The organism is Micromonospora sp. NPDC050695 (assembly GCF_040654415.1).
GTDB lineage: Bacteria > Actinomycetota > Actinomycetes > Mycobacteriales > Micromonosporaceae > Micromonospora.
Genome location: NZ_JBFAHZ010000030.1, coordinates 22,540 through 35,454 on the forward strand (window position 1 = coordinate 22,540; position 12,915 = coordinate 35,454).

Here is a 12,915-nt window from a genome sequence, read left to right on the forward strand (position 1 = left end):
CCGAGGACTCGATTCTCTCGATCATGGCCGGGATCATGCCAGCACGAGACAGCCACGGCAAACAGCCTAGGCGGTGACGGTGCTGGGCAGCCGGTCGCCGCCGCTGGAATATCGGCTGCGGTCCGGCGCGTCGATCCGCCAAACTAGCGGCCGTGGATCCGCGTACCGTTACCGACCTGGTCGACCTCGTTACTTCCGGCCGGCGGGTGAAGTTCCTGCACTTCTGGGGACACCAGCCGCAGCCGGACGGCAGCGTCGGCGCCGGTTGCCTGAGCCAGTGGTGGCCCGCCCGATTTGCGATCGACGGACGCGAGTTCGCCACCGCCGAGCACTACATGATGTGGGCCAAAGCCATCCTGTTCGGCGACACGAGCATCGCCGAGCAGGTCCTGACCGCGTCGTATCCGCACCGGGCCAAGACGCTGGGATGGCAGGTGCAGGGCTTCGACCAGCCCGTCTGGGAGGCCAACCGATACGGCATCGTGGTCGAGGGCAGCGTCGCGAAGTTCGGCCAGCATGCCGATCTGCGGGCCTACCTGCTCGGCACCGGCGACCGGATCCTCGTCGAAGCCAGCCCTCTCGACGGGATCTGGGGCATCGGACTCACCGCCGACGACCCCTTCGCCGCCGACCCAAGCCGGTGGAAAGGGCTCAACCTGCTTGGCTTCGCCCTCATGCACACTCGTCAACGACTACGCCAGGACAGTCAATGATCGACATGGCACCCGCACCACCTGTCGGTGAGAAGGATCTCCTCGCCGCGTGGGTCGAGGGCAAGAAGCCACGCGTGCGCCAGCGTGGGAGCCGGGTGCCGGCTGGGCTCAGGTTCGCGTTCTACGGACGGGTCTCGACCAAGGACTATCAGGACCCGGTGTCCTCGCGGCGCTGGCAGCTCGACGTCGCAAGTGAACTCGTCGCCGGCCGGGGCCGGATCGTCGCGCAGTTCTTTGACGTCGGCCACACCCGCGAACTGTCCTGGATCGACCGGCCTCAAGCCGCAGCGCTGCTCGCCGCGGTGACCGACCCTGACCGGGGCTTCGACGCGATCGTCGTCGGTGAGTATGCGCGGGCGTTCTCCGGCAGCCAGGCGATACACGTGGCCGCGGTGTTGCAGCGGCACGGCGTACACCTGTGGCTGCCCGAGACCGACGGGCCGCTCGACTTTCAGAACACCACCCATCAAGCGCTGCTGATGCTGCTCGGAGCGCAGGCCAAACGCGAAGTCCAGCGTGCTCGCTTCCGTACCACCATGGCGATGCAGGCACAGACCCGCGAGCAGGGCCGCTACCTCGGCGGCCGACCACCCTACGGATACCAGCTCGTCGACGCCGGAGCACACCCCAACCGCGCCCACGCACGATGGGGACGACGACTACACCGCCTCGAGCCCGACCCGCGCACCGGCCCGCACGTCGCGTGGATGTTCGCCCAGCGCCTCGCCGGACACAGCATCGCCGGTATCACCCGATCGCTCAACGACAAGGGCGTGCCGTGCCCGTCCGCCGCCGACCCTGACCGCAACCCGCACCGCCCCGGCGACGGCTGGCGACTCCGGACCGTCGCGGCGATCCTCGCCAACCCCCGTTACACCGGCCGGCAGGTCTGGAACCGCCACCGCACCGACCACGAACAGACCCAGCACGAACTACCCGGCCTGCTGCAGGCCCGCAGGCTCAACGCCGGGACCCAGTGGGCGATCTCCGCCAAACCCACCCACCCGGCCCTGGTCAGCGTGACCGACTTCGTCGCCGCCCAAGCCGTCACCGCGCTCGCCCAGCCCGGTGACGGCGCCAGGCGCGCCTACCTGCTGGTGGGTCTCCTGCACTGCGGGCAGTGCGGACGGAGCATGGAATCCCAGTGGAGCCACGGCAACCCGTGCTACCGGTGCCGGCACGGCCACACCAGCGCCCAGAACCCTGCCACACGCCCGGCCGCGAATTTGCACCTGCGCGAAGACGTCATCGTCGCCCACGCCCTCACAAAGATAGGCCAGATCGGCAGCGCCGATCCCAAGATCCGACTGGAACTCGCGCACCTTCAGCGATCCACCGAACCGCAGGACCTCGCCCGATTCCTCCGCGACCACTCGATCACGATCATCTGCCATCAGAGCAGCATCGCCCTGGAACTCGACGAGACGATGTTGGAGACCAACCGCACCGATAGAACGACGGTCAGCGCGCTGGCGCGGGTCCCACGCCAGCGCGCTCCGACAGCCCGCAACAAGCAAATCAATCGCTGACCTTGAATGCTTCGCAGGGGTTTGCGTGTCCGAGGGGGGACTTGAACCCCCACGCCCTATACGGGCACTAGCACCTCAAGCTAGCGCGTCTGCCATTCCGCCACCCGGACTTGCACGTTCAGCCTACCTCGCCGACCCAGATGATCTTCGCATCCGAAGGCCGGCCCAGCGGGCCGCACGGGGAGTTACTGTACACGCCGCCCGTGGATCATGCACATCGCCGTGCACCCTCCCCGCCGAGGCGCTCCCACCGCCGCTCAGACCGGCTTTCCGAGGGTCACCGACGAGCCGTCGCAGGCGTGTCCGGGTAGCGGTCGGCCGCCCTCTGCCGGCAGCATTGCCCCGTGGCCCATCCCTCTCCCTTGGCAGCCGCCCAGCACCAGGCCCTCGCCCTGCGTGCCGCGGGTGACCTCAGCGCCGCCTGGCAGCTGTTGGCGGAGGCCGTCGAATCGGCTCGCCCGCAGTTCGGCGAGGACCACCCCGAGATGCTGCACACCGCGCACCTGCTGGCACGGCTGCACCGCGAGGCGGACGACCCGTTGGCTGCCCGCCGGGTGCTGGAGGAGGCGTTCGCGGCGGGCGAGCGGCGTTGGGAGCACTCCGACCCGGTGCTGCTCGCGCTCGCCTTCGAGCTGGCCGAGGTCGCCGAGGAGTTGGGCAACCGGCACGAGGCCCGACGCAACTACACCCGCGTCGCCACCGCCGGGCCGGCCGCGCTCGGCGAGCACCATCCCGCGGTGCGTGCCGCCCGCGCCTACCTCGGCGAGGCCGCCCCCGGCCCGTCGCCGGCAGCGAGCCCGGCACCGACCGATGCCGCCAGCCAGTCGGCGCTGTCCGGTCCGACGCTGTCGCTGGCGACCTTGGCCGCGATGCGGCCGGCGGCGGATGACACCCCGGCCGCCGCGTCGCCGTGGGCTCCCTCGGGGCCGCCGGCCGCGTCCCCGGCAAACCCTCCTGGAGTACGCGCACCCGCCGTGCCCGCCCCGCGTACCAGCCTCGCCGGACCGCCGAGACCAACACCCGCCCGGCCGACACAGCCAGCGGATCGACCGGTCCAGCGACCGCAGTCCGGTCCGGCCGTGCCGCCGCGCCAACGTGTGGGCGACCAGGCACCCCGTCCAGTGGTCGACGTGCCGCCCGGGCCGTCGGCCCCGGTGCCCGCCGCCACGCCCCCGGAGCCGGCGCCCCGATGGGACAACCCGACGATCCAGGTACAGCAGATCGAGCCGCTGCTCGCCGAGGATGCCGCCCGAGCCACGACCAGACCGGTCGGGGCGAGCGGGTCAGGTGCCGAGGTACGCGACGACACCGGGCCGGCGCGACCGGCGAGCGGACCACCCACCCAGCCGGTCGGCGCAACGCCGACGCCCCCGCACCCGGTCTCGGGGCCGCCGGCCCGCCCCTACCCGGTCTCCGCGCCGCCAGCCCATCCGCACCCAGTCTCCGGACCGCCCGCGAATCCGTACCCCGTGTCCGGGCCCTCAGCGCACGGGGAGCCCGTGTCCGCGCCGCCCGGGCACACCTACCCGGTGTCCGCGCCGCCCGGTTACGGGCCCGTGTCCGGGCCGCCGTACCGCCATCCGGTCTCCGCGCCGCCGGTGAGCGCGCCGCCCGTACCCCCGTGGGGGTTGACGGCGCCGCCGTGGGGTGGCGGCGCGGCCCCGCAGGCACAGCCGTCGGCGAACGCCGGGGCAACGGAACCGCTCCCGCCCGACGTCGACCGTGCGGCCGCGTCACGACTGGACCCGACCGACGCCGCGACGGTGGTGCTGCCGGCCGTCCCGCTGGCGAGCGGCGCGGGCAACGACCAGGTGCCGCATCCGCCACTGGCCGCCGCGGGCCCTCGACCGGCCGACCATCACCCTCACCCCGTTCCGGAGCCGTATCCGGATCAGCCGTACCAGTTGGGGCCGGAGCCGTACCGACTGGCGTACGCCGAGGAGGGCGGCGGGTCGGCGGGCCGCAACCGGGCGACGCTGATCGGCGCGGTCGTGGCCGCCGGGGTGGCCGTGGTGGCTCTGGCCGGCCTGGGCGCGGTGGTGTTGACCCGCGACGACGCTCCGCCGATCGGGGCCGCGCCCGTGGCGTCGGTGACGCCGACGGTGGCCGGGCCGCCTCCGGGGGACCTGAAGTTACGTGACAACTCGGTCACGATCACGTTGAGCTGGACGGACCCGGCCGGCGGGACGGTGCCGTTCATGGTGGCCGGTGGTCGGGCCGGTTCGGCGTTGGGTGTGATGGCCACGGTGGAGCCGGGCCGGACGAGCTACACGGTCAACGGGCTGAGCACGCGGGTGGACTACTGCTTCACGGTGCTGGCGGTGTACTCCACCGACAGCTTCGCCACCTCGGGGCAGGTCTGCACGGCGCGGGAGCGGGCCACCCCGCCGAGCTGAGGGGCTGTCCACAACGCACACGCTGGGTATCCACAGGGGTGACGGTGCGGGTTCCCCCGTTCCCGGCCGGGCCATATGATGGCACCCGGCTCAGGGGAGGGGTTGCCGCGAGGCGCGCCACCTGCCACGACTCAGGGGAGGCAGCCGGCTGTGGCCAGCATCGACGACGCCATACGGACCGACGCCCCCCGCTCCCGGTCCCGGTTGCGCGGCGGGCTGGTGACCGTCGGCACGGTGACCGCGCTGCTGGCCGCCATGGGGCTGACCGTCCTGGGGTTGGGGGCGGCGGACAACGCGGTGGCCAACTATGACGCGAGTTCCTGGCTGTGGAGCGCGGCGCGCAGTGAGCTGGCCCGGGTCAACGGGGTCACCGCCCGGGTCGACACCCGCACCGAGATCCCCGGCGCGGCCCGGCACCCGATGCAGGTCACCCAGACCGATCGGCTGCTGATCCTGCGTGACCTGCAGACCGGGCAGGTCAGTTCACTGGACCTGGCCACCCTGCAGCTCACCGCGACCACCCCGACCACCCCCGGCCTCGGCGTGAGCGTCGCCCTGCACGAGGACGCGGCGTTCGTCGTCGACGCCGTGCAGGGCATCGTCCGGCAGCTCGACCCGCGCTCACTGACGCCGGTCGGCGAACCGGTGCGCTACCCGCCGGGCATCACCGGCGGCGCGTTCGACGGTGAGGGGCGACTGTGGATCGCGGTGCCCAGCGAGGGCACCGTGTCCGTGGTGACCGCCGCCAAGCTGCCGTCCGCACCGGCCTCGGGCACGCCCGCCGGTGGCGGGCTCAGCCCGGAGCGGGTCGAGACGTACGACGTCGCGGAGCCCAGCCACGAGCTGGTCGTCTCCACGCTGGACGACGGTGTGGCGGTGCTCGACCGTACGGCGGGGAAGCTGGTGCGGGTGCAGCGCGGCGTGGTGCGTCCGACGCCGTTGACGCTGTCCGGGCCGGCGGAACTGGCCCCGCGCACCAGCGGGCCGCGTGTCCCGGTCACCGTGACCGCGGATCGGCGGGTGCTGGTGGTGGGTGACGGTGGTGAGGAGCGGGCGTTCACGGTGCCGGGCAGCGGCGACCGGCTCAGCCCGGCGGTGGCCTGGGCGGACCGGTTCTACTGCGCCGACGAGGCGACCGGCACGATCTACTCCTTCGACGCCGGTGGCCAACTGGTCGACACCATCCGTAGCCGCGCGAACGGGCCACTGGAGCTGGAGGTCCGCGAGAACCACCTGTTCATCAACTCCCCCGACGCGGCGACGGCCCGGGTGGTGGACGACAAGCACCAGGTGCGCGAGGTCGACAAGTACGCCAATGACGTTCTCGGCGGTGACCCGCCGCCGACTCCCCCGCCGCCGCCCCCGCCGAAGAAGCCCCGGGTGGGTAAGCCGAGCGCACCGCGCAGCGTCACCGCCGCCGCCGGCAACGCCCAGGCCCGGGTGAGCTGGCGGCCGGCCGCCGCGAACGGCGCCGAGATCATGAAGTACGTGGTGGAGGGCGCCGGTCAGCGCCTGGAGGTGGGCGCCAACCAGCGTGCGGTGGAGGTCAAGGGCCTCACCAACGGCGAGACGTACCGGTTCGCGGTGCACGCCGTGAACGCCAAGGGCGACGGTCCGTCGCGCAGCAGCAACCCGGTGACCCCGACCGCCGCCGTTCCCGATCCGCCGGCCAGCGTGACCGCGAAGGAGCGGCCGGACGGCACGGTGCTGGTGAAGTGGCCGGCGGCGAACGGGCAGGGCAACAAGATCGCGAAGTACGCCGTGACGGCCAGCTCGGCGGGTACGAACGCGCCGGCCGGCGAGTCGACGAAGACCGAACTGGTGGTGCCCGCCGGGGAGCTGGAGTTCGGCACCCAGTACGCGTTCACGGTGGTGGCGGTCAACGACAAGGGCGCCGGTTCGGCGGCCTCACCGGTCAGTAACACGGTGGTGCCGTTCGCGGCGCCGGGCAAGCCGCTCGATCTGCGCGCCGGCACGGTCGCCGACCAGCCGGGCGCGGTCACCGTGCAGTGGGCGCCGGCGGAGGCGAACGGCCGGCCGGTGACGAAGTATCTGGTGGACGTCGGTGGGCGGGTCAGTGAGGCGACCGACACCCGTGCCACCGTCACCGGTCTGGGCAACGGCCAGAACGTCGCGGTGAAGGTGAAGGCGGTCAACGAGGCCGGTCCCGGTCCGGAGGCCACGACGACGGCGCGTACGGTCGCCGAGCCGCGGGTCACGGTGACCGGCTCGTCGGCGACCGCCACGGCGGCGACGGTGACGTTCACGGTGGACGCGGGCGGCGGCAAGGCCACCTGCTCGGTGAGCACGCCGGGTGAGCCGGCGAAGACCGGGGCGTGCTCCAGCATCACGGTGCCGGGGTTGACGCCGGGCACGAAGTACACGTTCACGGTGACGGCGAGCAACGCCGCCGGCAAGGGCAACGCGACGAGGGCGCAGGACACGCAGCCGCTGTACGGCATCGCCACCTGCAACAACGGGCCGGACGGCGACCAGCGCACCTACTGCAACAAGGACGTCGACGGCCGCAACGGCAACGAGATCTTCTCCGTCACCCGGCAGGACAACGACAAGCAGGTGGGCTGGGCCAAGCCGGGCCGCCGGCTCCAGGCGTACTGCAAGAAGTCGGGTGAGGACGTCGACTCCTGGATCTACAACAGTCAGAAGCACAGCACCTGGTGGGTGCAGGTCGAGTACAGCGGGAAGAACTACATCCCGTGGGCCTGGCTCAACCTGGAGGGCGGCGACAACATCAACGTCCTGCCCACCTGCTGATCCACCAGGCAAGGAGCACCGCCGACCGTGAACACCAACGAGCCGCTCACCCAGCCGGAGGTCCAGGGCTTCGCCGCCCTGGCCGCCCGGCTGGCCGAGAACGTCAACGCGGTGGTGCTCGGCAAGCCGCAGGTGGTGCGGCTGGCGTTGACGGCGCTCTTCGCGCAGGGTCACGTGCTGCTGGAGGACGTACCGGGGGTCGGTAAGACGACCCTGGCGCGGGCCATCGCCGCCACGGTGAAGGGCCAGTGGCGGCGGATCCAGTTCACGCCCGACCTGCTCCCTTCGGACGTGTCCGGTGTGACCATCTTCAACCAGGCGAGCCGGGACTTCGAGTTCCATCCGGGGCCGGTCTTCGCCAACATCGTCATCGCCGACGAGATCAACCGGGCGTCACCGAAGACCCAGTCGGCGCTGCTGGAGGTGATGGAGGAGCGCACGGTCACCGTGGACGGTGTCCGGCATCCGGTGCCGTCGCCGTTCCTGGTGGTGGCCACGCAGAACCCGGTGGAGATGGACGGCACCTACCGGCTGCCCGAGGCGCAACTGGACCGGTTCCTGGTGAAGCTCTCCGTCGGCTACCCGGACGAGGCCGTCGAGGTGGAGGTGCTGCGCGGCGCGACCGTGCGGTCTCCGGAGGCGCTCGCCCCGGTGACCGACACCGCCACCGTCGGGGAGATGGTCCGGATGGCCCGTCGGGTGCACATCGCCGAGCCGCTCTACGCGTACGCGGTCCGGTTGGCCGCCGCCACCCGCACCCACCCGCAGGTGCGGGTCGGCGTCAGCCCCCGAGGTGTGATCGCGTTGACCCGGGCGGCGTGCGCGTACGCGCTGATCGACGGGCGGGGCTGGATCATGCCGGAGGATCTGAAGGCGCTCGTCGAGTCGGTGTTCGCGCACCGGCTGCTGCTCACCCCGGACGCCCAGGTGCGTGGGGTGACCGCTGCGGAGGTGCTGCGCCAGGCCGTCGCGTCGGTGCCGGTGCCGCTGCCGTCGGGGCAGCCGGCTCCGGTACAGGGCTGACCGGCAGCAGCGGCATGGGGATCACCGCCCGAGGGGTCGGGCTGCTCGTCGCCGCCGTCGTCCTGCTGGGGGCGGGCTTCCGGTTCGCGTACCCCGAGCTGACGCTGCTCGGCGCGGCGGCCGGCGCGGCGGTTGGCTACGCGGCGCTGGTCGCGGCCTGGCGACCCCGCCTGACGGTGACCCGGCGGGCCGACCCGGACCGGGTGGCGCGGGGCGAGCCGGCGAGCATGACGGTGACCGTCCGCAACACCGGCCGGCTGCGGTCGGCGAACCTGCTGGCCGAGGACCGGTGCGGGGACCGCACGGTGCCGGTGCCGCTGCTACGGGTGCGGCCCGGCCGGGACACCGAGGTTCGCTACGAGGTGCCGACCGACCGGCGCGGGGTGGTGCCGGTGGGGCCGCTGCGGGTGACACGGCGCGATCCGTTGGGGCTGGTGGCGTTGGCCCGCCCGTACGGCCCGACGGCACCGGTGTGGGTGCACCCGCGGATCCATCCGCTGACGGCGGTGCCGACCGGCGCGGGACGCAGCCTCGACGGCCGGGTGGACGGGGTGCCGCACGGGTCGATCACCTTCGACTCGTTGCGGGAGTACGTGGTGGGCGACGAGTTGCGCCGCGTGCACTGGCGTACCAGCGCGCGCGTGGGTGAGCTGATGGTGCGGGAGAATGTGGACACCAGCCTGCCGCGTCTCGTCGTCCTGCTGGACAACCGCGCGACCGCGCACCCGCAGCGGGTGGACGGTGTGGCGGAGTCGTTCGAGTCGGGTTGCGAGGCGGCCGCGTCGATCGTCACCGCCGCGCACCGCGCCGACCTGCCGGTGGTGTTGCTGCTGGTCGTCCCGGAACTCGCCGAGCGGGGCGACGGTGACGCCGCGCTCGGGCCGTTGGACCGGCTCGCCGCCGCCGAACTCGCCGACGACGACGACGCGTTGCGCGCGACCACCACCCGGCTGCGGCAGGACCAGCTCGGCGACACGCTTGTCGTCCTGACCGGGCCGGGTGGCCGGGCCGAGTTGGGGCACGTCGGCGCGCTGCGCGGCGCGTACCCGTCGGTGGTGGTCGGGGTGTTCGGCGCGGCCGAGCCGACACCGCCGGGCGCGGCGGGCCTGGTGGTGGTCGACGCGGCCGACGGGGAGCAGTTCGCCGCCGAGTGGGACGGGGTGCGCCGGTGGTGACACGGGTGCTGCGGGCGGCCGTGGTCCCGCTGGCGCTGATCGGGCTGACCGCGCTCGCCGGGGTGGTGCTCGGTCGGGTGTACGCCGGTGACCTGCTGACCCGGCTGGTCGTCGGCGCCGCGGTCGGCTCGGTGCTGGTCAGCGTGGCCGCCCGGCGGCTGCCGTCCTGGCTGGTGGCGCCAGTGTCGGTGGCCGCGATGGCCGGTTGGACGCTGCTGTCGCTGCGGCTGGCGGCCGCCCGCGCCGACCTGCCGGGCAGCCTGCTGGAGGTCACCGCGGACGCCGCGCGCAACGGCATCCCCCGGCTGCTCACCGCGATGATTCCGGTGGAGCCGACTCCGGACACGGTGCTGGTGCCGGTGGTCGCGGCCTGGCTGGCCGGGTTGGCCGGCGCGGAGGTGGCGCTGCGGACCGGTCGGGTGTTGCTGGGCTACCTGCCGGCGGCGGGCCTGTACGCCGCCGCCCTCTACGTGGTCGGACCGAACGCCGCGCCGGCGGTCGGGGTGACGGTGGCGTTCGTCGCTGTCGCGGCGGTCGGCCTGGCGGTGCCGGCGGGTCCGGCGGCGGCCGGCGGCGATCCGAGCGCCGACCTGGCCCCCCGGGTACGCGCGGCGGTGCGGCTGCGACTCGCCGTCGCCTCGGCGCTCGGTGTGGCCCTGGTGGTCGGGCTGGTCGCACTGCTCGGCCCGGTGGTCGCCGGGCAGGTCGACGGCCGGCCGGTGGACCCACGCCGGTACGTGGAGCCGCCGCAGGTGCAGTCGCTCGACGAGAACCCCTTGATCAGGATCTCCGGTTGGGCGTTGCACCCGGAGCAGAAACTCCTCGACGTGAGCACGGTGCCGGCGGAGGACGCAGCGGCGGCGGCCGACGGTGACCGCGCGCGAATCCGGTTGGCGGTGCTCAGCGACTACGACGGGGTGACCTGGCGGGTCGGCGCGACGTACCGCAACGCGGGCCGGATCCTGCCGGCCAGCATGCCGGCGCGGGACAACACGGTGCAGACCGTCCGGCAGGAGATCACCGTGGCGGAGCTGAGTGGTCGACTGCTGCCCGCCGTGGCGACGCCCCGCGAGGTCAGCGGCGCGCGGGTGGCGTACGACCCGGCGACCGGGACGCTGATCCGGCCGGAGGGGCTGACGCCGGGGCTGCGCTACACGGTGGAGTCGGCTCGCGAGCGCCCGGGCAACAACCTGCTGACCACGGCGAACGTGCCCGCCGGCGACGAGGTGGCCCGGGTGCTGCGGGTCGCCGACGGGGTGCCCGACACGCTGCGCCGGCTGGCCGCGCAACTCGCCGAGGAGAACGGCGCCCCGTTCGCGCGGGCGTCCGCGATCGAGCAGTTCCTGGGCGAGCACTACCGGGTCGCTGCCGACGCGCCGAGCGGGCACGCGTACCCGAACCTGGGTTTCTTCCTTTTCGGACCGCGTGACGGCGGCGGGCAGGAGGGCACGTCGGAGCAGTTCGCGGCGGCGTTCGCGGTGCTCGGCCGGCTCAGCGGGCTACCGACGCGGGTGGTGGTCGGCTTCCGGTCCACCGGCCAGGGGCCGGTGCGGGCCGGTGACGCGTTCGCCTGGCCGGAGGTGCTCTTCGACGGCCTGGGTTGGGTGCCGTTCGACCCGATGCCCCGCCCGAACGAGGAGCCGAGGCCGGTCGAGGAGGATTTCCGGCCGGCACCGGAGGATCCACCGCCGTCGGAGGCGCCGGCGCCCACCGTGGAGCCGACCGCCTCGCCGGAGCCGGTGGCCGCCTCCGACGGGCCACCCGTAAGCGGTGGGTTGTCCACGCCGGTGCTGGTCGCCGGGGGCGGCGGTGGCCTGCTGCTGCTGGTGGGGGCGTTGCTGCTCACCCTGTTGGCGATGCGCCGCTCGCTCACCCGGACCCGCCTGGCGCAGGGTGATCCGGGCCAGCGCATCGCCGGGGCCTGGCGGGAGGTCACCGACGCGCTGCGGCTGGCCGGTCGGCCGGTCGGCGACGACCTGGCCGCCACCGAGGTCGCCGGCCAAGCCCGCCGGGCCCTGGCCGACGCGCGGCGCGCCTCGGGCAGCGCCGTCACGGACGATGACGCCGCCGTGCCCGGCGCCCCGGCCGCGAACGTCGGCGGTGCGCCGGGCGCGGCCGGCACACCGAGCAGCGGCGTCGGCGGTGTGCCGGCCGCGGCACCGGAAGCGACAGTCGACGACCTGGCGGCCCTGCTCAACCAGGTGGGCTTCGCCCCCGGCGCCGCAACAGCCGACCAGGCGGCCCGCGCCGCCGCGGCAGCGACGCAGTACGTGGCGACACTGCGCGCGGCCCGCCCCTGGTGGCGCCGCGTGCTCTGGTCCATCCACCCGTCCCCCCTCCGCCAATCCCGCACCCCCCACTCCTCCCGCACCCCCCACTCCCCTCGGTGATCAAGAGGTTTGCGTCAGATCTGGCCCCGTTCCTGACGCAAACCTCTTGATCACCGAGAGCGGGTGGTCGCTCGCCGTACGCGCTTTTGGTAATCGGTGGCTACTGCCAGGACCAGGGGGCCCCAGGCTAGGAGTGGGGCGTAGTACCGCAGGACCTCCCAGTCGGGCGGCGGATGTGCCGGCTCGTCCTCCCCGATTCCCACCCAGGTGGAGTGCACCAGATGGAACCTCTGGTTCAGGAGGAAGTACGCGCAGATGGCGACCAGCAGCCAGCCCCCGGTCAGTACGACGAGCACGATCGGGCGCGCCGGGATCGGACGACCCCCGAGCAGCGGGACCGACCGAGGCACCCGTTGTCCCCAGCGATGCACGAGCCCGAGCGTTGACAGGGCCAACCCCATCGACAGGGCGGACAGGAAGATCATGTACCACCGGGTGACGGCATCGTCGGTGAACACGAGGGACAGTCGCCAGGCCGCGGCCCAGCTGGCCGTGGTCGCGGTGCGGCCGGGAAAGCGGACCGCGCACACGATCACCACCGCGAGGATGGCGCCGACTCCGACCGCTCCCCATCCCGCCCAGAACGGCAGCGTCTCGACGCGGTCCGCCCCGCAGCCACCCGCCGGGTCGACCAGATCAGTGCGGTCACAGGCGGTGTAGCCCCACCGGCCACCCGCGATCCAGTACAGGCGCAGCGCCACCGCACCGACGACGAAGACGGCGCACGCCATCGCCCAGCCTCTGCGTGGAGCGGCGGCGGATCGGCGCGTGCGAGCGGCGACAGTCATGACGCCATGGTGGGTGGCGATGAACGGACTCCTCCTCCCCTGTGCAGGGGAGTGTGCTCCCGTTGACGGGGGATGGGTCCGTTCCGGCTCGTGTGAACTACTCAGGGCCAACGAGACCAGGACGGC

General features: G+C 73.2%; 7 protein-coding genes, 1 tRNA gene and 1 pseudogene. 7 read left to right on the forward strand and 2 right to left on the reverse strand.

Features of this window, described 5'->3' with window-relative positions; translation table 11 throughout:
* The first annotated feature begins 152 nt into the window (after positions 1 to 152).
* Both AB0H52_RS21290 and AB0H52_RS21295 read left to right on the forward strand, forming a co-directional pair.
* Positions 153 to 713, forward strand: coding sequence for an NADAR family protein (locus tag AB0H52_RS21290; protein WP_357949463.1), 561 nt, complete (start codon positions 153 to 155; stop codon positions 711 to 713).
* Positions 710 to 2,242: a recombinase family protein gene (locus AB0H52_RS21295; protein ID WP_357949466.1), complete on the forward strand. Its 1,533-nt coding sequence runs from the start codon at positions 710 to 712 to the stop codon at positions 2,240 to 2,242. The genes AB0H52_RS21290 and AB0H52_RS21295 overlap by 4 nt, the downstream gene beginning before the upstream one ends.
* A gap of 26 nt (positions 2,243 to 2,268) precedes the next feature.
* Here the strand turns inward: AB0H52_RS21295 and AB0H52_RS21300 are convergent.
* Positions 2,269 to 2,352 (reverse strand) — tRNA-Leu (locus tag AB0H52_RS21300).
* A 234-nt stretch (positions 2,353 to 2,586) separates the two neighbouring features.
* Here AB0H52_RS21300 and AB0H52_RS21305 point away from each other — a divergent pair.
* The 5 genes and pseudogenes from AB0H52_RS21305 to AB0H52_RS21325 form a co-directional block, all read left to right on the forward strand.
* Positions 2,587 to 3,033: pseudogene (locus AB0H52_RS21305) on the forward strand (tetratricopeptide repeat protein); the annotation flags it as partial.
* Between the two features lie 1,776 nt (positions 3,034 to 4,809).
* Positions 4,810 to 7,413 carry a fibronectin type III domain-containing protein gene (locus AB0H52_RS21310; protein WP_357949503.1) on the forward strand — a complete coding sequence of 868 codons (2,604 nt, stop codon included), beginning with the start codon at positions 4,810 to 4,812 and terminating at the stop codon, positions 7,411 to 7,413.
* A 27-nt stretch (positions 7,414 to 7,440) separates the two neighbouring features.
* Positions 7,441 to 8,436: a MoxR family ATPase gene (locus AB0H52_RS21315; RefSeq protein ID WP_278122025.1), complete on the forward strand. Its 996-nt coding sequence runs from the start codon at positions 7,441 to 7,443 to the stop codon at positions 8,434 to 8,436.
* 14 nt (positions 8,437 to 8,450) lie between these two features.
* On the forward strand, positions 8,451 to 9,611 hold the full coding sequence (locus AB0H52_RS21320) for a DUF58 domain-containing protein (protein WP_357949469.1): 1,161 nt from the start codon (positions 8,451 to 8,453) through the stop codon (positions 9,609 to 9,611).
* Entirely contained in the window at positions 9,587 to 12,001 is a 2,415-nt protein-coding gene (locus AB0H52_RS21325) for a transglutaminaseTgpA domain-containing protein (protein ID WP_357949472.1), read from the forward strand. The genes AB0H52_RS21320 and AB0H52_RS21325 overlap by 25 nt, the downstream gene beginning before the upstream one ends.
* 50 nt (positions 12,002 to 12,051) lie before the next feature.
* Here the strand turns inward: AB0H52_RS21325 and AB0H52_RS21330 are convergent, their stop codons facing one another.
* Positions 12,052 to 12,789, reverse strand: a complete 738-nt coding sequence (locus tag AB0H52_RS21330; RefSeq protein ID WP_357949475.1) for a hypothetical protein — start codon at positions 12,787 to 12,789, stop codon at positions 12,052 to 12,054.
* Between the last annotated feature and the right edge of the window lie 126 nt (positions 12,790 to 12,915).

Coding starts and splice junctions, on each gene's coding strand:
- AB0H52_RS21320 (WP_357949469.1), top strand. CDS start 8,451: ATGGGGATCACCGCCCGAGGGGTCGGGCTGCTCGTCGCCGCCGTCGTC.
- AB0H52_RS21295 (WP_357949466.1), top strand. CDS start 710: ATGATCGACATGGCACCCGCACCACCTGTCGGTGAGAAGGATCTCCTC.
- AB0H52_RS21330 (WP_357949475.1), bottom strand. CDS start 12,789: ATGACTGTCGCCGCTCGCACGCGCCGATCCGCCGCCGCTCCACGCAGA.